A 17181-nucleotide genomic window follows, 5' to 3' on the forward strand; every position below is an offset into this window, starting at 1 on the left:
CTGAAATGAACCTTATGGAGGAGGCGCATGAAATCAGTCCACAGGCTCTGGCGTTGGCTGGGGCTTATCTTTGTCCTGTCGTTCGGGATACTGGGTTTTCTCGGCTACCAGATCCATCTGCAGGCGCCGCCCATTCCCAAGACCGTGATGTCGTCCGAGGGCGAGCTGCTCTACACGGGCGAGCAAATCCAGGCCGGGCAACGGGCCTGGCTGTCTGCCGGTGGCCAGCAGATCGGTACCGTCTGGGGCCATGGTGCCTACGTCGCGCCGGACTGGTCGGCTGACTGGCTGCATCGTGAAGCGCTGGCGCTGCGGGAATTATTGCTTGAGCAGCGCGGCGCAGGTCTTGTCGGCACGCAGGCAGCTTTTACATCATCTCCGACGTCTTCATCCACAGCTGCCCTTGATGCAGCAGTGCGCGATGAAATGCGCCATAACGGCTACGATGCGGCCACCCAGGTACTGACCGTCTCCCGCCAGCGGGCACAGGCCATCCAGGCCACGGCGGCGCATTACGAGGGCCTGTTCGGCAGCGACCCGGCGCTGCAGCCGCTGCGCGAACAATACGCCATGGTGGCCGGCAGTCTGCCCGAGGCCACCGATCGCCGGGCGCTGGGCGCGTTCTTTTTCTGGTCTTCCTGGGCTGCTGCGACCGACCGGCCTGGTCAAACCGGTCTTTCCTATACCAGCAACTGGCCGCATGAACCGCTGGTGGGCAACAAGATGAGTGTGTCCGCCGCCATGTGGTCCATGGCCAGCATCGTACTGCTCATTGCCGGGATTGCTGCCATGGTGTGGTTCCATGGTGGCCAGAAGCACGCAGAGCAGAGCGTGTTGCCCAAGGTCGATCCCTTCCTCGATGTGGTGGCCACGCCATCCATGAAGGCCACGCGCAAATATTTCTTTGCCGTCATCGGACTGCTTCTGCTGCAGATCGGCATGGGCGCCATCACGGCCCACTATGCGGTGGAAGGCGAAGCCTTCTTCGGCATCCCGCTGGCGCAACTGCTGCCTTATGTTGTCAGTCGCACGGTCCACACACAGGTCGGCATCTTCTGGATCGCGACTGCCTGGCTGGCCACGGGCCTGTATATCGCGCCCTTGCTGTCGGGGCGGGAGCCGCGATTCCAGAAACTTGGTGTCGATGTGCTGTTCTGGGCGCTGATCGCCATCGTGGTCGGCTCGACCGCTACCGGCTGGATCGGCAGCCTGCAGCACGCCGGGGTCGACTTCAGCTTCTGGATCGGCAACCAGGGCCTGGAGTACACCAGCATGGGCCGGGTCTGGCAGATCCTGTTGTTCGTCGGTCTGCTGTTCTGGCTCCTGCTGCTGGGACGCGCGCTGTGGCCGGCCTTGAAGACGCCCTCCGAGAGCCGGGGCCTGATCGCCATGGTGTTCCTGTCGGCTACCTGCATCGGCGGTTTCTACGCCAGTTCCCTGATGTGGGGGCAACATACCCATTACTCGATGATCGAATACTGGCGCTGGTGGCTGGTCCACCTCTGGGTGGAAGGTTTCTTCGAGGTATTCGCTACCGCCGTGGTCGCCCTGATCTTCACCCGTCTGGGCCTGGTGCAGACCGCCAGCGCCAACCGCGCCATCGTTGCCGAGACCATCGTCTTCCTGTTCGGCGGCATCCTGGGTACCCTGCATCACCTGTACTTCACCGGTACGCCGACCTCGGTGATCGCCGTGGGCGCGGTGTTTTCCGCACTTGAGGTGGTGCCGCTGGCCATGATTGGCCTGGAGGCGGTACAGACCTATCGGCGCGCCCAGGGGGCCGCCTGGATGCGCGCCTACAAGTGGCCCATCCTGTGTTTCGTGGCGGTCGGTTTCTGGAATACCGTAGGCGCCGGCGTGCTCGGTTTCGCCATCAATCCGCCCGCCTCGCTGTACTACGTGCAAGGGCTGAACATGACCCCGGCACACGGCCACGCGGCCCTGTTCGGTGTCTATGGCATGCTGGGCATCGGGCTCATGCTGTTCTGCCTGCGTGGCCTGTATGCACGGGAGCGGCACGCCGATGGGTGGCTCAAGCCCGCCTATCTGTGCCTGAACCTCGGCCTGGCGATGATGGTCTTCATGTCCTTGCTGCCGACCGGCATCTACCAGGCCTGGGCCAGCATCGACCGCGGCATGTGGTTTGCGCGCTCCCCCGAGGTGCTGCATTCCAGGGTCATGGAAACGCTGGTCTGGTTGCGTGTACCAGGTGACATCGTCTTTGCCGCGGGCGGGCTGATGCTGGCATGCTATGCCATCGGCCTGCTGCGTCGGCCCGGCCGTCATGCTGCCAGGAGCGCCGTGGCGGTCCCTGCGGAAAAAGCTTGAGACATCATCAGGAGCATTGCCCATGAAACTGACCCAGTTCACCGACTACAGCCTGCGCGTGCTGATGTACCTGGCCACGCAACCGGAGCGGCGTGCGACCATCGCCGAGATTGCCACCACCTTCGCCATTTCCGAAAGCCATTTGACCAAGGTCGTGCATTTCCTCGCGCAGCAGGGCTGGCTGGCCACCATCAGGGGCAAGGGCGGTGGAATGAGCCTGGCGGTGCCGCCGGCCGGGATCGTGATCGGCCAGGTCGTACGTGCCACCGAAGGGCCGGCCGTTCCGGCAGAGTGCTTCGGTCCACATCCGGATCATTGCGTGATCGTCGATGCCTGCCGGCTCAAGGCGGCGCTGCAGAAGGCGGCCCAGGCCTTCTATGCCGTGCTGGATGAATACACCCTGGCCGACATCACACGCAACCGCAACGTATTGCTCCAACTACTTCAACTCCCGCCGGTGCGTGCGGCCTGAGGGCCGCTGTCCGGCGTCACCTTTTTCGCTTGCCATGGCTGCCATCACCGATGTTTCCGCTCCATTCCCTTACGACGGTCCGCACGCACTGCAAGGCCCGATACAGCAGGCCCTGACACGCGTGATAGACCCCGAGCTGGCGCTGTCCATCGTCGATGTCGGACTGATCTACAGTGTGCGCGTGGCCGATGGTGTGGCGCATGTCGAGCTGACGATGACCAGTCCGGCCTGTCCCTTGTCGGAGGTCGTGCTCGATGATGCCCGCACAGAGATGCGCAAGGTACTCCCCGCCGGCCATGGGCTGGATATCCAGCTGGTCTGGGAACCGCCCTGGGAGCCGGCCCGGATGAGCGCCAAGGCACGTCATCTCATGGGGTGGTGAGATGCCCTCCGCGGTCGTGATTGCGCGCTTCAGCGTTGCCATCGCCCTGGTCGGCATGCTGGTGTGCGCGGTACTGGGCGGGCTGTTGCGGGCCGGTTCGCTGCCCCCTTTGCCTTACGGCAGTCAGCTGATCGGGCAAAGCGCCGGCTTGCATGCCGTACTGATGCTGCCGGTCTTTCTGGGGAGCGTCATCGCCATCGAGCGTGCGGTGGCGGTACGTCTTCGGTGGGCATATCTCGCTCCGTTGTGTTGCGTGGCGCAGGGCCTGCTGCTCCTGGCAGCCGAGGGCCAGCAGGCCTTCCCCTGGATAACTGCTCTGGGCGGCGCGGCGTCGCTGTGCTTCGTGGCGGTCAGCGCGCTGTTGCTGGCGCGCCAGCCGGCCACGCATACGATGCTGATGTTGATGGCTGCCCTGGCATGGCTTGGCGGGAACGTGGTGCAGGCATCGCAACGCGACGTCAACGTCGCGCTGCTTTGGTGGTTCGCCTTCGTGGTGCTGACCATCACGGCGGAACGTCTGGAGATGTCGCGCCTTTTGCCCAGGCACCCGGTATCGCGCCCGCTCTTGCTGTCGGCCCTGCTGTGCCTGCTGGCGGCGCTGGTCACGGCACTGGTCGATCTGCGTATCGGACTGCTGCTTTTCGGCATCGCGCTGCTGACGTTGGCAGGGTGGCTCTGCTGCTTCGATGTCGCCCGACGGACTGTGCGGTCGCGGGGCCTGAGTCGTTACATGGCCGTGTGTCTGTTGAGCGGCTATGGCTGGCTGATGGTGTCGGGTCTTGGGTGGATCGGCCTCGGGCTGGAGTGGGGTGTGCATCCCGACGCGGGCCTGCCGCTACGCGATGTCGCGTTGCATGCACTCGGACTGGGATTCATCTGGAGCATGGTGATGGCGCATGCACCGGTCATCCTGCCGGCGGTTGCCCGCGTGAAGGTGTTGTATGGCCCGTGGTTCTATGGGCCGCTGATGGTCATGCATGCCTCCTTGCTGTTGCGTTGTGGCGGCGGATGGTGGCACGCCGATCTGCTTGCCTCGGGCGCTTCGCTCAACGCAATTGCCATCATTTCGTTTGCACTGACGATGCTGGCCTCAGCATGGGCCTGGCGCTACCGGCACCATGGGGTCGCTGCTGATACCGTTTGACCTGCCTCAATCCAATCTCGGTTGCGCGTTCTTAACATAAAGATTCATTCCTAATGAATGTTTATAGGCGCCGACCCTCGACGCCTCACCAAGGAGAACGTCGTGAGATTGAATATCAGGAAAGCGCTCATCCCCGCATTATTGGTACTGGGCCTCGCCGTCACGCTGCCGGCTACGACCGCGACCCCAGCGACCCCAGCGACTCCGGTTGCGGCCAAGCCGGTCCAGGTCGGCAAGTCTGGCAAGACCGGCGACTTCGGGCCGCCGCAGGGTGCACCCATCCGTGCTGTGCTCACCAGCCCACCGGAAGTGCCGCCACCCACCAACCGTAATTACCCGGCCAAGGTGATCGTCGATCTGGAAGTGGTGGAGAAGGAAATGCAGATTTCCGAAGGCGTCTCCTATACCTTCTGGACCTTCGGCGGCACCGTGCCCGGCAGCTTCATCCGCGTGCGCCAGGGCGATACGGTGGAGTTCCATCTCAAGAACCATCCCGACAGCAAGATGCCGCACAACATCGACCTGCACGGCGTGACCGGACCCGGTGGGGGCGCCGCCTCCAGCTTCACCGCGCCGGGTCACGCGTCGCAGTTCAGTTTCAAGGCCCTCAACGAAGGCCTCTATGTCTATCACTGCGCCACCGCGCCGGTGGGCATGCACGTAGCCAATGGCATGTACGGTCTGATCCTGGTCGAGCCTCCACAGGGCTTGAGCAAGGTCGACCGCGAGTATTACGTCATGCAGGGCGACTTTTACACTACCGGGAAGTATCGCGAGAAGGGCGTGCAACCGTTCGACATGGAAAAGGCGATCGACGAACGTCCGACCTACGTGCTCTTCAACGGTGCCGAAGGCGCGCTCACCGGCGACAAGGCCATCACCGCCAAGGTCAATGAAACCGTGCGTCTGTTCGTCGGCAACGGTGGTCCCAACCTGGTATCCAGTTTCCATGTGATCGGTGCCATCTTCGACAAGGTGCAGTTCGAAGGCGGCTCGCTGGCGCAGAAGAATGTGCAGACCACACTGATTCCGGCCGGCGGCGCCGCCATCGTCGAGTTCCGTACCAAGGTGCCGGGCAGCTACGTGCTGGTCGATCACTCCATCTTCCGGGCCTTCAACAAGGGCGCCTTGGCCATCCTCAAGGTCAATGGCGCGGAGAACAAGGCCATCTATTCCGGCAAGGAACTGGACTCGGTCTACCTGGGCGACCGTGCCCAGCCCAATCTGGCCGCCGTGACCACGGCCACCGCCAACGCCGCAAGCGGCAAGCTGACGCTGCAGGATCAGGTTCAGGCCGGCAAAGCCCTGTTCGCTGGTACCTGCTCGGTGTGCCACCAGAGCAATGGTGCAGGCTTGCCGGGCGTGTTCCCACCGCTGGCCAAGTCCGACTATCTCACCGGCGGCTATGATCGCGCCATCAAGGCCGTGCTGCACGGGCTCAGCGGCAAGGTGGTGGTCAATGGCACTGCGTACGATTCGGTCATGCCGCCGATGAACCAGCTCAATGACGACGAGATTGCCAACATCCTGACCTACGTGGCCAATGAATGGGGTAATCCCGGTGGGCGCGTTTCCACCGAGGAGGTCAGGAAGCTGCGTGCCAGCAAGCCCGCCGGGGCTGCCAAGGCCGACCATTGAGCCATTCCGTGATCAGTGCGAGCGGGCGCGAGATGATCCGCGTCATCGTAGCGGCCGGCCTGCTGGCCCAGTTCGGCATGCCGGGGCAGGCCCATGCTCAGGGGGCCGATTATGTACGGGTGCCGGCCGGCACGCTGGTCAGCGTACTGGCCGGTGACGCCGATCGCGGGCCGGTCACGGTGGCCGCCTTCGACATGCGCATCCTGCCGGTAAGCCAGGACGCGTTTCGCGCCTTCGTGATCGCGTACCCGCAGTGGCAGCGTGGACAGGCGGTCCGAGCGTTTGTCGACGGTGGCTACCTGAAGGACTGGGCCACGCCGGAGCACCCGATGGAGGGCGCTGCCAGCGCGCGGCCGGTCGTCAACGTCAGCTGGTTCGCGGCGCAGGCCTATTGCGAAGCCGAGGGCGCGCGCCTGCCGACCTGGCAGGAATGGGAATACGTGGCCGCCGCCGATGCCAGTCGCCACGATGCCCGCGCCGATCCGGCGTGGCGCGCCCGCATCCTCAACTGGTATTCCCGCCCGGTCGGCGGCGGGCCTGGCGACGTGGGCGGCGAGGCCAATTTCTATGGTGTACGCGACATGCATGGTCTGATCTGGGAATGGGTGGACGACTTCAACGCCTTGCTGGTCAGCCCTGATAGCCGCTCGGCTGATGACCCCGACAAGCTCCAGTTTTGCGGCGCAGGCGCCATCAACCTGCAGCAACGCGACAACTATGCCGTGCTGATGCGTATCGCACTGCTGTCGTCCCTGGGCGCCGCCGACAGCACCAGTAGCCTGGGCTTTCGCTGTGTACGCCCGATTTCATCCAAGGAGAAGTCATGAAAATCTCAGCATTGCCAGCACTACTGGCGACCATGGCATTCATTGTGGGCGCGCTCACCGGCGGCACAGTGATGGCCGCAGCGCCGGAGGATCATTGCGCGCCAGCCTCTTCACGTCCGCCGGGGACAGTCGCAGCGGCCTTGCCCGGTGATTCGGTGTACCAGCTCGATGCCCGCTTTACCGATCAGGATGGCAGACCGTTCAGCCTGGCGCAAAGGCGCGGCCAGCCGATGCTGGTCGGCATGTTCTACACCTCGTGTGAATTCGTTTGCCCATTGCTGGTGGAGGCGCTGCGTAATACGGAGGCAGGACTCACGGCGCCGGAGCGTGCCAGGCTCAGCGTGCTGCTGATCACCATCGATCCCGTGCGCGACACGGTGGCTGTCCTCAAGCGTACCGCCGGCCAGCGCGAGATTGATTCGCCCCGCTGGACCCTGGCCCGCAGCGACGTCGCCACCACGCGCAAACTGGCAGCGATATTGGGATTGCAGTACCGGGCCCTGCCCAATGGGGATTTCAATCACAGCACTGACCTCATCCTGCTGGATGCAGAGGGTCGTGTGGCGGCCCGCACCAAACAGCTCAGCGGCATCGACCCGGAATTCTTGAGGAAGGTGAAGCTAAGCGCACAGTAGTGTCAGTGGTGGCAGATCGACCGGACGATCAACGCATGATGAGTCGATCCCGCAGCCACAGCGTATCCAGGCAGGGCCGCCCTTCATCACCATCGCCGCCGATGAGGACCAGGCCGTCGCCGACTTCGATGCTGATGCCGTTGGCACGGGGGCAGGGCAGGCTGTCCAGATAATTCCACTGCCGGTCCTGGAGGACGAAGATGTTGCCCAGCCATTTCCTGCGCAATCCTTCATGGGCGAAATAGTCACCGCGGGCGTAGCGTTCCCAGGCGCCGGCAAAGTGCGTTCCGCCGGCGACCACGGTCATGTTCCCGATGCGACCGCCGAAACAGCCACCGAAGCCGTCGTTGACCGGCACCGCGTGCGACGCCTGCCACTGCACGCCGGCGGGGCCCAGCCGGCCATGCTTGATCGTGCTGGCATTCAGGCCGGGTTTGACTTCACCGCCCAGCAGATAGAAATTGGCGCCATCGCGGACCACAGCTGCCTTGCAGTGACCGTGGTGGGGCTGGGTTCCCATGCTGTGCCAGGTCATGGTGAGCAGGTTCAGGGCCCAGGTCTCGGCGTTCCAGTTGAATCTGGCGATGGGCCGGCTCATGTAGCGCACGGTGATGTCCTCGCGATCCCTTTCTTCGGCCGTTTCCAGGTCGCGGTGGAAAGCATCGAACTGCTCCCGATGGTAGCCACCGAAGAACAACAGGGTGCTTGCATTGACTGCGATGGCAGCGGCGCCACTCAAGCCCACCGGCAAGACCGTGTTCAATTGCTCCCAGCGGTCGCTGGCGTGCAGGTAGCGGTAGGCCGTGTCGAATTGCGTAGTGACGGCAGCCGGTGATGCCTTGCCGAAGCCGCCGAATACGTAGACTGCATCGCCAGCGGCAATGACGACTGCGCAGCGCGGTGGCGGCCCGGGGAAATCGGCGCAGCGTTCCCAGTGGTGGCCGGGAAGGGACAGGTCCAGGCAATACCAGCGATGACCCGCGCTGCCCAGGCCGGCATAGATGGTCTGGCCCACCCGCGCACCGCCGCCGTCCACGCACTCGCCCGGCAGGGCCGGCAGGTGCGTGGTGATGATCTGGTGGAGGCGAGGAGGGGGCTGGGTGGGCATGGATTCTGTTTCTTGGACATGTCATCGGAATGCCGGATGCAAGGTAAAAGTGCTCACCTTCCCGGTCAATGAGAAAAGTCCTAAAAATCGAATCCGTGTGCATGCTTGCGAAAATGCAAACGCTCCCCGTTGTTGGCCGCCTGGGCGCGATGGAGGTGATCGTGAGTGAACCGGATGGGGCGCGAAAGCTCAGGCCGGGAGCGATCTCAGGCCTGGAGCGATACGCGAGAGGCGGGTCGGGGAATAGGGGGGGCAAGCGCGCCAGAGTAGCTACCGGGCCGCGTCAGGCCGGGCCGCGTCAGGCCGGCAGCGCCGCGGCAAGCTCGCAGGCCAGCACCTGGCGCACGGCGGCGACGACGTAATCGATCTCCGCTTCGGTGGTGCCGCGTCCCAGTGAGAAGCGCACCGCATTGCGTGCCACTTCCGGCGAACGGCCGATGGCCAGCAACACGAAAGACGGTGCGGAGGCAGCCGAGTTGCAGGCCGAACCGGCCGATACCGCGATGCCCAGCAACTGGCTGGCCAGCGTGCCATAGCGGGTGGGCGGGAAGCTCACGTTCAGGTTGTGGGGTACGCGCTGCTCGGCGCTGCCATTGAGCTGCACGCCAGGCAAGTCTGCCAGCCCCGCCCACAGCCGATTGCGCAGGCTGCGGATGCGGCGGCCTTCTTCCTGCAGCAACTGGCCGGCCAGGGCGAAGGCTTCGCCCATGCCGACGATCTGGTGCGTGGCCAGGGTGCCCGAACGCATGCCGTTTTCATGGCCGCCACCATCGATCTGGGCTTCCAGCTTCAGGTCCGGATTGGTGCGCACGTAGAGCGCGCCTATGCCCTTGGGGCCATACACCTTGTGCGCGGAGAAGGACATCAGGTCCACCGGCAGCTGCGCCAGGTCGATGGCGATCTTGCCGGCGGCCTGCACCGCATCGACGTGGAATACCACGCCGCGTTCGGCGCAGAGGCGACCCAGTTCGGCGATCGGCTGGATCACGCCGATCTCGTTGTTGACGTACATGACCGAGGCCAGCAGCGTATCGTCGCGCAGGGCGGCGCGGAACTGCTCCGGGGTGATCAGGCCATCGGCGCCGGGCTGCAGATAGCTGACCTCGAAGCCGGCCTTCTCCAGGGTGTGCATGGTATCGAGCACGGCCTTGTGCTCGGTCGCCACGGTGATCAGGTGCTTGCCGCGTCCACGTGCGCGCAGGGCATGGGCGCAGCCCTTCAGGGCCAGGTTGTTGGATTCGGTGGCACCGGAGGTCCAGATGATTTCGTTGGCCTGCGCACCCACCAGAGCAGCCACTTGCGCCCGCGCATGATCCACGGCGCGCCGCGCCTCCCAGCCGAAGGGATGGGAGCTGCTGGCGGCATTGCCGAACTTGTCGGTGAGGAAATCGCACATCACCCGCGCCACCTGCGGATCGACCGGCGTGGTCGCGCCATAGTCAAGGTAGATGGGGAATTGCAGATCGGCCGGCGGGCGACAGGGGGCAGGGGCGTTCATGTGGGCGTGGTCGGACTAATCGGAATAATCGGAAGCTCGGGGTTGATCCAGCCGTGCGGCCGGCACATCGTATCCATACGTCATGGGTCATACGTTAGCGCGCCTGGCCACGCCGGGAAAAGGACTTTGAAGGTATTTGTATATACGCTTTACGGTTTTTCCTGGCGGCAATGCCGTGGCAGCAAGCGCAATGGCGCCAGCGGCGGCCCTGATTCCCTCGAATTCCAGGTCAAGCAACGCCGGCATGCATTTGCTTATACAAAATTATTATACTGAAATAGAATACAGACAAACCTATAATTCGAAAATCATATGCAAGCACTTTGATCAAGGAAAGCGATTTCGATGGACCTGAACCAGCTGGAGGCATTTGCGGCGGTAATGACCCTGGGTAGTGTGACCGGCGCCGGTCGCAGCCTGGGGCGTTCGCAGCCGGCCGTCAGCAAGGCCGTCGGTGATCTGGAGGCCGAGCTGGGCTATGCCCTGTTCGACCGCAACGGCCCGCGGGTAACACCTACCGCCAAGGCTTTCCTGCTCTATGAAGAAGTGGAGCGCTCGCTGGTGGGCCTGCGCAGCATCCGCGAACGTGCCCAGGAAATCGCCCGGGAAGAAGTCCATCCCCTGCACCTGGTAGCGACTCCCGCGCTGGCCTCGACCATTGCTCCGGCCGCCCTGCAGTTGCTGGTCAGCGACAAGGGGCGTGCCTTTCCCGAACACGTCCATCTGCGCAGCGCGTCGGCCGAGCAGGTGGTGCATGCCGTCCTGCACCGTACCGTGAGCCTGGGGCTGACGTCCTTGCCGGTGGCCCATCGCGGACTGGACCTGCACTGGATCGGCGAGGCGCCCTGCGTGGCGGTGGTGCGCGCCGACCATCCCCTGGCCGGGCGCGACAAGCTGACCCGCGCCGCCCTGCGCGGGCAGCGCGTCATCACCATGTCCAATCGCTACCGCCTGCGCCAACGCGTGGAGAGCGCCCTGGGCGAAGACAGCCAGCTGGACGTGGCCATCGATACCAACACTTCCTTCAACGCCATCATGGCCGCCCGCGCCGGGCTGGGGGTGGCGCTGGTGGAGCCGGCCACGGCCTATGGCATGCCCATCGAGGGGATGGTGGTCAAGCGGCTGGCGGTGGACATCCCTTTTTACTTTGGTGTGGTCACGCCCTATGGCAAGCCGGTCGAGGGCATGACCCAGAGCCTGATCGATGCGGTGGAGCAGGCCGCACGCCACACCCTGCAGGGCTTCGTCAAGCGTGACGCCAGCCTGCACGATGAATTGCTGTAAATGATTTTGTAGTGTGTAGCAGCGCAGTAAGTAACAAGTAACAAAGAGGCTGGGGCAGATGTTGTGTGCTGCCACTCACCGTTCGACCTGAGTAGCGGCATGGCCGCGTATCGAAGGCGCCACGCAGGTACGCCTTCGATAAGGCCCTGAAAGGGCCTACTCAGGTCGAACGGTAGGTGGCTGAAGTCGACACAGCCTCCCAACAGCGGCGTCAACCGGGAAGGGTGCCGCATCACAAGAACCCGAAATGAGACGATCGACGGCAAACTACCGTGCCGGCGACGTCTTTTCATGCTTTTGACGAGGCGATATGGACAACACCCAAGCGACAACATCGAGCGCTCCCAGCCCGGCCGGACTGGCCGCCCTGGAGGCGCGTCTGCGCCAGGACCTGGAATGGCTGGCGCTGCCCGGCAAGTCGTGGACTCCGACCCTGGAACGCGATGGTCAGCCCGTGATCGACGTGGCCATCATCGGCGGTGGCCAGGCCGGCATGGCCGCCTCGGTGGCGTTGTCGCACCTGGGTATCGCCAATGTCATCTACGATCAGTCCCCCAAGGACTTCGAAGGCCCCTGGGCCACCACGGCGCGCATGGAAACCCTGCGCTCGCCCAAGACCCTGACCGGTCCGGCCCTGGGCTTTCCGGCGCTGACCTTCCGCGCCTGGTTCGAGGCCCAGTTCGGCCTGGCGGCGTGGGACGCACTGGACAAGATTCCGCGCCTGCAGTGGATGGATTACCTGCGCTGGTTCCGCCGCGTGATGCAACTGGATATCCGCAACGAGCACCGCGTGCTGGCCGTGCAGCCGCGTGCCGATGGCATCGTCGCATTGAAGCTGCAGTCGCCTGCGGGCGAGTCCACCGTGCTGGCGCGTCGCGTGGTGTTGGCCACCGGGCGCGATGGCCTGGGTGGCGCCTACCTGCCGCCGCTGGTGCAGCAATTGCCGCGCGACCGCTGGGCGCATTCGTCCGACCTGTTGGACTACGCCAGCCTGAAGGGCAGGCGCGTGGGTGTCATCGGTGGCGGTGCCTCGGCCATGGACAGCGCGGCCACCGCCCTGGATGAGGGTGCGGCGCGAGTCGATCTGCTGATCCGCCGCAAGGACCTGCCGCGCATCAACAAGGGCAAGGGGTCGGGCAGTCCCGGCCTGGTCAACGGCCACCTGCACCTGCCGGATGCCTGGAAGTGGCGCATCCGCCATTACGTCAACGTGCAGCAGGTACCGCCGCCTTCGGGCAGCACGCGCCGCGTCTCGCGCTTTGCCAATGCGCGCTTCCTGCTGGGCACTGCCATCGAGAAGGTGGACGTCAACAACGACGGTTCGCTGCTGCTGCAGACCAACCGTGGTCCGCTGGAACTGGATTTCCTGTTCTTTTCGACCGGTTTCAAGATCGACTGGAGCATCCGACCCGAATTCAAGGACATCGCGCCGCATATCCTCAACTGGAGTGATCGTTACACTCCGCCCGCCGGCGAGGAAGACGGGGAACTGGCCGATTCTCCCTACCTGGGTCCGGTGTTCGAATTCCAGCAGAAGACCCCGGGCAGCCTGCCGGGGCTGGAGCGTATCCACTGCTTCTGCTACCCGGCCGCCGCCAGCCATGGCACGGTGTCGGGCGATATCCCGGCCATCAGCGACGGTGCCTATCGTCTGGCACAAGGCATCGCCGCGCTGATGTACAGCGAAGATGTCGAGTACCACTACCGCAATATCCAGTCCTATGAAGAGCCGGAACTGGAAGGCGACGAGTGGACCGAATCCCCCTGGGAGCTACCCGCATGACGGTCGCCATTGCAAAGAGCGTGCTGCAGGCGCTGATGGTGGTGCTGTTGATGACGGTGATCGTCTTCTTCGGCCTGCACATGATCGGCAATCCGGTCGATATCCTGATCGGCCAGGACGTCGACCAGGTGGACCGCCTGCGCATCATCCAGGAGCTGGGGCTGGACCAGCCGGTCTGGCGCCAGTACCTGGCCTTCCTCAATGGCGCCCTGCACGGCAACCTGGGCAACAGCTTCGTGTACAACACGCCGGCCATCCTGCTGATCTTCCAGCGCTTGCCGGCCACGCTGGAACTGGCTTTCGCGGCGCTGTTCCTGGCGCTGCTGGTGGGGGTGCCGCTGGGTCTGTTCGCAGGCATGAAGCCCGACCATCCACTCTCGCGCCTGGTGATGACCACCAGTATTCTCGGTTTTTCGCTGCCCACCTTCTGGATCGGCCTGATGCTCATCATGGCCTTTTCGGTCACGCTGGGCTGGCTGCCCTCGGGCGGGCGCGGCCAGACCGCCGAACTCTTCGGGGTGCAATGGTCGTGGCTGACGGCGGACGGCTGGCGCCACATGATCCTGCCCGCCATCAACCTGTCGCTGTTCAAGATTTCGCTGGTGATCCGCCTGACCCGCGCCAACGTGCGCGAGGTGCTGCCGATGGACTTCGTCAAGTTCGCCCGTGCCAAGGGGCTGTCCCCGGCGCGGGTGGTGCTGATGTATGTGCTGCGCAATACCCTGATCCCGCTGGTGACCGTGGTCGGCCTGGAATTTGGCTCCACCATCGCCTTCGCAGTGGTAACCGAGAGCATCTTCGCCTGGCCCGGTGCCGGCAAGCTGATCCTCGACAGCATCAATGCCCTGGACCGGCCCGTGATCGTGGCCTACCTGATGGTGATCGTCTGCATGTTCGTCACCATCAACCTGGTGGTCGACGTGCTCTACAAGATACTGGACCCGCGCGTGCGGGTGGAGGCCAAGGCATGAGCGTGCCGCCAACCGAAATGACCCCGATGACCCAGGAGCAGGTGCGCGCCCGCGTGGCCGAGCTGTCGGCCTTCCAGGCCCCGCGCCGCGAGTCGCCCTGGCGCCGCGTGCTGCGCCACTTCGTGGCCTCGCGCTCGGCCGTGCTGGGCCTGGTGATCGTGCTGCTCTTGATTGTGGGCGCCATTGCCGCGCCCTGGATCACGCCGCAGAACCCCTATGACCTGATGCAGCTGGACGTGCTCGATGCCCGCCTGCATCCCGGCACCATCAACGGCGTGGGGACCTATACCTACTGGCTGGGAACCGATGGCCAGGGCCGTGACCTGGTCTCGGCCATCCTCTACGGTCTGCGCATCAGCGTGGGCATCGGTGTGGGCTCGGCGCTGATCGCCGGCGTGATCGGCACGCTCGTCGGCCTGCTGGCCGCCTACGCCGGGGGCAAGGTGGACACGGTGCTGATGCGTTTTGCCGACCTGGTGCTGTCGTTCCCGTCGATTCTGGTGGCCATGCTGATCCTGGCCTATGTCGGCAAGGGCATCTTCAACGTCATGGCCACGCTGGTGGTGCTGGAGTGGGCCTACTATGCCCGCACCGCCCGGGGCCAGGCGCTGGTGGAACGGCGCAAGGAATACGTGGAGGCGGCACGCGGACTGAACCTGTCGTCCTGGCGCATCATGGTGCGTCACATCCTGCCCAACTGCCTGCCGCCGCTGATCGTCATCGGCACCCTGCAGGTGGCCCGTGCCATCACGCTGGAAGCCACGCTGTCCTTCCTCGGCCTGGGTGTTCCCATTACCGAGCCTTCGCTGGGCCTGCTCATCTCCAACGGTTACCAATACATGCTCTCGGGCGAATACTGGATCAGCTTCTATCCCGGCATCACGCTGTTGGTCGTGATCGTCGCCATCAATCTGGTGGGCGACCGCCTGCGCGACATCCTCAATCCAAGGTGGCAGAAATGAGCGCCCTCACGCTGGAAGTGCGCAATCTGCGCACCCATTTCTTCACGCCCGATGGTGTGCTGCCGGCGGTCGATGATGTCTCGCTGTCGGTCGGTCGTGGCCGCATCCTCGGGCTGGTGGGTGAATCGGGCTCGGGCAAGAGCGTGACCGGTTTTTCCATCCTCGGCATGGTCGATGCCCCGGGCCGCATTGTCGGCGGCGAGATCCTGTTCCAGGGACGCGACCTGGTGCGCATGGACAAGACCTCCCTGCGCGAGCTGCAGGGCAACCGCATCGCCATGATCTTCCAGGATCCGATGATGACCCTGAACCCGGTGCTCAAGGTCGAGGCGCAGATGGTCGATGCCGTGCTCGCGCACAGCAAGGTGAGCCGCCAGCAGGCCCGCGAACTGGCTCGCGACACTCTGGGCATGATGGGTATCGCCAGTCCCGAGGAGCGTCTGCAGGCCTATCCGCATCAGCTCTCGGGCGGCATGCGCCAGCGCGTGGCCATTGCCATCGCCATGCTGCACAAGCCCGACCTGATCATTGCCGATGAGCCGACCACCGCGCTGGATGTGACCATCCAGGCGCAGATCCTGTCGGAGGTGCAGAAACTGGCGCGCCAGCATGGCACGGCGCTGATCTGGATCACCCACGACCTGTCGGTGGTGGCGGGCCTGGCCGATGAAGTGGCGGTGATGTATGCCGGACGTATTGTCGAGCAGGGCAGTGTGGATGCGGTGCTCGATGCGCCGCTGCACCCCTATACCCAGGGCCTGATCGGCAGCCTGCCCAGCAACAACCGGCGCGGTGCGCGCTTGCGCCAGATTCCCGGTATGACGCCCAATCTGCTGCACCTGCCCCCCACCTGTGCCTTCGCGGCGCGCTGCGAGCGCGTCAGCCAGCACTGCCTGGAAGCCCCCGGGATCAGCGAACCGCTGCCGGGCCACCGCGTACGTTGCTATCACCCCACTACCAGCCCACAGGGCAATGCGCAACATGGATAAGGCCGTCATCCCCCTGATCGAAACCCGCGCCGTCAGCCGTCGCTTTGGCGAGCGCCGCCAGGGCTGGCTGGAGCGCCAGTTGCAGGCACGCGGCTGGAGCCGTCCACCGGCCGTCACGCACGCCCTCGATCAGGTCGATCTGAAAGTCTTGCCCGGCGAAGTGGTCGGGCTGGTCGGCGAATCCGGTTGCGGCAAGTCCACGCTGGGCCGCGTGGCCTGTGGCCTGCTCGATCCTTCGGACGGACAGGTGCTGATCAACGGCCGCGAGCGCTCCACGCTCACCAGCAAGGAAGAAGCCGAAGCCCGCCTGCAGGTGCAGATGATCTTCCAGAACCCCTACGCCAGCCTGAACCCGCGCCTGCGCATCGACCAGATCGTGGGCGAGGCCGCGCAAGTCAACGGCAAGGTCGAGGGTGACCTGGATGAGTACGTCTGCCGCCAGCTGCTGCGTGCCGGCCTCGATCCGGCCCTGCGCGACCGCTACCCGCACCAGTTCTCCGGCGGCCAGCGCCAGCGCATCGGCATCGCCCGCGCCCTGGCAGTGCAGCCGCAGATGCTGGTGTGCGATGAGGCCGTGGCGGCGCTGGATGTGTCGATCCAGGCGCAGATCCTGAACCTGTTCATGGACCTGCGCGAAGAACTGGGCTTGACCTATCTCTTCATCAGCCACGACCTGGGCGTGGTGGAGCATGTCTCCGACCGCGTGGTCATCATGTACCTGGGCCGTGTGGTGGAGAGTGCGCCGGTGGCCGAATTGTTCGGCCAGCCCAACCATCCCTACACGCAAGCCCTGCTGGCCGAGGTGCCGCGCATGGCGGCACGCAAGAAGGAGTTCACCGCCATCAAGGGCGAGATTCCCAGCCCGCTCAATCCACCCACGGGCTGCCATTTCAATCCGCGCTGCCCGCATGCGATGGCGCGCTGCCGTGAAGAACAACCGCTCCTGCGCGAGATCGCGCCGGGGCATATGAGTGCCTGCCATCTCAACGATGGCCGATGAGAGGGGTTGTTGAAATGTTCCATCTCCCGTTCGGACTGAGTAGGCCCCCCGGGGCCGTATCGAAGACGCTGATGCAGTTGCAGCCAGGCCTTCGATATGCAGATGTTGCAGCTGCGCTGCTACTCAGTCCGAACGGGAGCAAGGGGGCCGTCCAGAAAGC

At 64.5% G+C, this 17181-nt stretch carries 15 protein-coding genes; 13 read left to right on the forward strand and 2 right to left on the reverse strand.

Annotated features, from left to right (window positions below; translation table 11 throughout):
* The first annotated feature begins 27 nt into the window (after positions 1–27).
* From HFRIS_RS06515 to HFRIS_RS06545, 7 genes are all read left to right on the forward strand, one after another.
* Positions 28–2328 (forward strand): nitric-oxide reductase large subunit, encoded by a 2301-nt coding sequence (locus HFRIS_RS06515; RefSeq protein ID WP_006462480.1) that lies wholly within the window; start codon positions 28–30, stop codon positions 2326–2328.
* A gap of 22 nt (positions 2329–2350) precedes the next feature.
* Complete coding sequence (locus HFRIS_RS06520) at positions 2351–2800, forward strand: RrF2 family transcriptional regulator (RefSeq protein WP_006462481.1); 450 nt, start codon at positions 2351–2353, stop codon at positions 2798–2800.
* Positions 2801–2834: 34 nt separating this feature from the next.
* Positions 2835–3182: a metal-sulfur cluster assembly factor gene (locus HFRIS_RS06525; protein WP_006462482.1), complete on the forward strand. Its 348-nt coding sequence runs from the start codon at positions 2835–2837 to the stop codon at positions 3180–3182.
* 16 nt (positions 3183–3198) lie between these two features.
* Entirely contained in the window at positions 3199–4326 is a 1128-nt protein-coding gene (locus HFRIS_RS06530; RefSeq protein WP_244436266.1) for a hypothetical protein, read from the forward strand.
* A 141-nt stretch (positions 4327–4467) separates the two neighbouring features.
* Positions 4468–5964, forward strand: a complete 1497-nt coding sequence (nirK, locus tag HFRIS_RS06535) for a copper-containing nitrite reductase (RefSeq protein WP_006462484.1) — start codon at positions 4468–4470, stop codon at positions 5962–5964.
* 32 nt (positions 5965–5996) lie between these two features.
* Positions 5997–6791, forward strand: coding sequence for a formylglycine-generating enzyme family protein (locus tag HFRIS_RS06540; RefSeq protein WP_051110885.1), 795 nt, complete (start codon positions 5997–5999; stop codon positions 6789–6791).
* A complete protein-coding gene (locus tag HFRIS_RS06545) occupies positions 6788–7426 on the forward strand; it encodes an SCO family protein (protein ID WP_006462486.1) in 639 nt (212 codons plus the stop codon). The genes HFRIS_RS06540 and HFRIS_RS06545 overlap by 4 nt, the downstream gene beginning before the upstream one ends.
* Positions 7427–7454: 28 nt before the next feature.
* Here the strand turns inward: HFRIS_RS06545 and HFRIS_RS06550 are convergent, their stop codons facing one another.
* Positions 7455–8534: a YjhT family mutarotase gene (locus HFRIS_RS06550; protein WP_006462487.1), complete on the reverse strand. Its 1080-nt coding sequence runs from the start codon at positions 8532–8534 to the stop codon at positions 7455–7457.
* Between the two features lie 298 nt (positions 8535–8832).
* Positions 8833–10032 (reverse strand): aminotransferase class V-fold PLP-dependent enzyme, encoded by a 1200-nt coding sequence (locus tag HFRIS_RS06555; protein WP_006462488.1) that lies wholly within the window; start codon positions 10030–10032, stop codon positions 8833–8835.
* Between the two features lie 345 nt (positions 10033–10377).
* Between HFRIS_RS06555 and HFRIS_RS06560 the strand changes: the two genes are divergently transcribed.
* The 6 genes from HFRIS_RS06560 to HFRIS_RS06585 all read left to right on the forward strand — a co-directional run bounded on the left by HFRIS_RS06560 (position 10378) and on the right by HFRIS_RS06585 (position 17021).
* Positions 10378–11316, forward strand: a complete 939-nt coding sequence (locus HFRIS_RS06560; RefSeq protein WP_006462489.1) for a LysR family transcriptional regulator — start codon at positions 10378–10380, stop codon at positions 11314–11316.
* Between the two features lie 310 nt (positions 11317–11626).
* Complete coding sequence (locus tag HFRIS_RS06565) at positions 11627–13099, forward strand: SidA/IucD/PvdA family monooxygenase (protein WP_006462490.1); 1473 nt, start codon at positions 11627–11629, stop codon at positions 13097–13099.
* Positions 13096–14070, forward strand: coding sequence for an ABC transporter permease (locus tag HFRIS_RS06570; RefSeq protein WP_006462491.1), 975 nt, complete (start codon positions 13096–13098; stop codon positions 14068–14070). The genes HFRIS_RS06565 and HFRIS_RS06570 overlap by 4 nt, the downstream gene beginning before the upstream one ends.
* Before the next feature lie 17 nt (positions 14071–14087).
* Entirely contained in the window at positions 14088–15032 is a 945-nt protein-coding gene (locus HFRIS_RS06575) for an ABC transporter permease (protein WP_420865056.1), read from the forward strand.
* A complete protein-coding gene (locus tag HFRIS_RS06580; protein WP_006462493.1) occupies positions 15029–16021 on the forward strand; it encodes an ABC transporter ATP-binding protein in 993 nt (330 codons plus the stop codon). Before HFRIS_RS06575 ends, HFRIS_RS06580 begins: the two co-directional genes overlap by 4 nt.
* Positions 16014–17021: an ABC transporter ATP-binding protein gene (locus tag HFRIS_RS06585; protein WP_006462494.1), complete on the forward strand. Its 1008-nt coding sequence runs from the start codon at positions 16014–16016 to the stop codon at positions 17019–17021. Before HFRIS_RS06580 ends, HFRIS_RS06585 begins: the two co-directional genes overlap by 8 nt.
* Positions 17022–17181 lie beyond the last annotated feature (160 nt).

This window comes from Herbaspirillum frisingense GSF30 (assembly GCF_000300975.2).
In the GTDB taxonomy this organism is placed as follows: domain Bacteria; phylum Pseudomonadota; class Gammaproteobacteria; order Burkholderiales; family Burkholderiaceae_D; genus Herbaspirillum; species Herbaspirillum frisingense.

Coding starts and splice junctions, on each gene's coding strand:
- HFRIS_RS06560 (WP_006462489.1), top strand. CDS start 10,378: ATGGACCTGAACCAGCTGGAGGCATTTGCGGCGGTAATGACCCTGGGT.
- HFRIS_RS06525 (WP_006462482.1), top strand. CDS start 2,835: ATGGCTGCCATCACCGATGTTTCCGCTCCATTCCCTTACGACGGTCCG.
- HFRIS_RS06520 (WP_006462481.1), top strand. CDS start 2,351: ATGAAACTGACCCAGTTCACCGACTACAGCCTGCGCGTGCTGATGTAC.
- HFRIS_RS06555 (WP_006462488.1), bottom strand. CDS start 10,032: ATGAACGCCCCTGCCCCCTGTCGCCCGCCGGCCGATCTGCAATTCCCC.
- HFRIS_RS06565 (WP_006462490.1), top strand. CDS start 11,627: ATGGACAACACCCAAGCGACAACATCGAGCGCTCCCAGCCCGGCCGGA.
- HFRIS_RS06540 (WP_051110885.1), top strand. CDS start 5,997: ATGATCCGCGTCATCGTAGCGGCCGGCCTGCTGGCCCAGTTCGGCATG.
- HFRIS_RS06550 (WP_006462487.1), bottom strand. CDS start 8,534: ATGCCCACCCAGCCCCCTCCTCGCCTCCACCAGATCATCACCACGCAC.
- HFRIS_RS06515 (WP_006462480.1), top strand. CDS start 28: ATGAAATCAGTCCACAGGCTCTGGCGTTGGCTGGGGCTTATCTTTGTC.
- HFRIS_RS06585 (WP_006462494.1), top strand. CDS start 16,014: ATGGATAAGGCCGTCATCCCCCTGATCGAAACCCGCGCCGTCAGCCGT.
- HFRIS_RS06580 (WP_006462493.1), top strand. CDS start 15,029: ATGAGCGCCCTCACGCTGGAAGTGCGCAATCTGCGCACCCATTTCTTC.
- HFRIS_RS06545 (WP_006462486.1), top strand. CDS start 6,788: ATGAAAATCTCAGCATTGCCAGCACTACTGGCGACCATGGCATTCATT.
- HFRIS_RS06570 (WP_006462491.1), top strand. CDS start 13,096: ATGACGGTCGCCATTGCAAAGAGCGTGCTGCAGGCGCTGATGGTGGTG.
- HFRIS_RS06575 (WP_420865056.1), top strand. CDS start 14,088: ATGACCCCGATGACCCAGGAGCAGGTGCGCGCCCGCGTGGCCGAGCTG.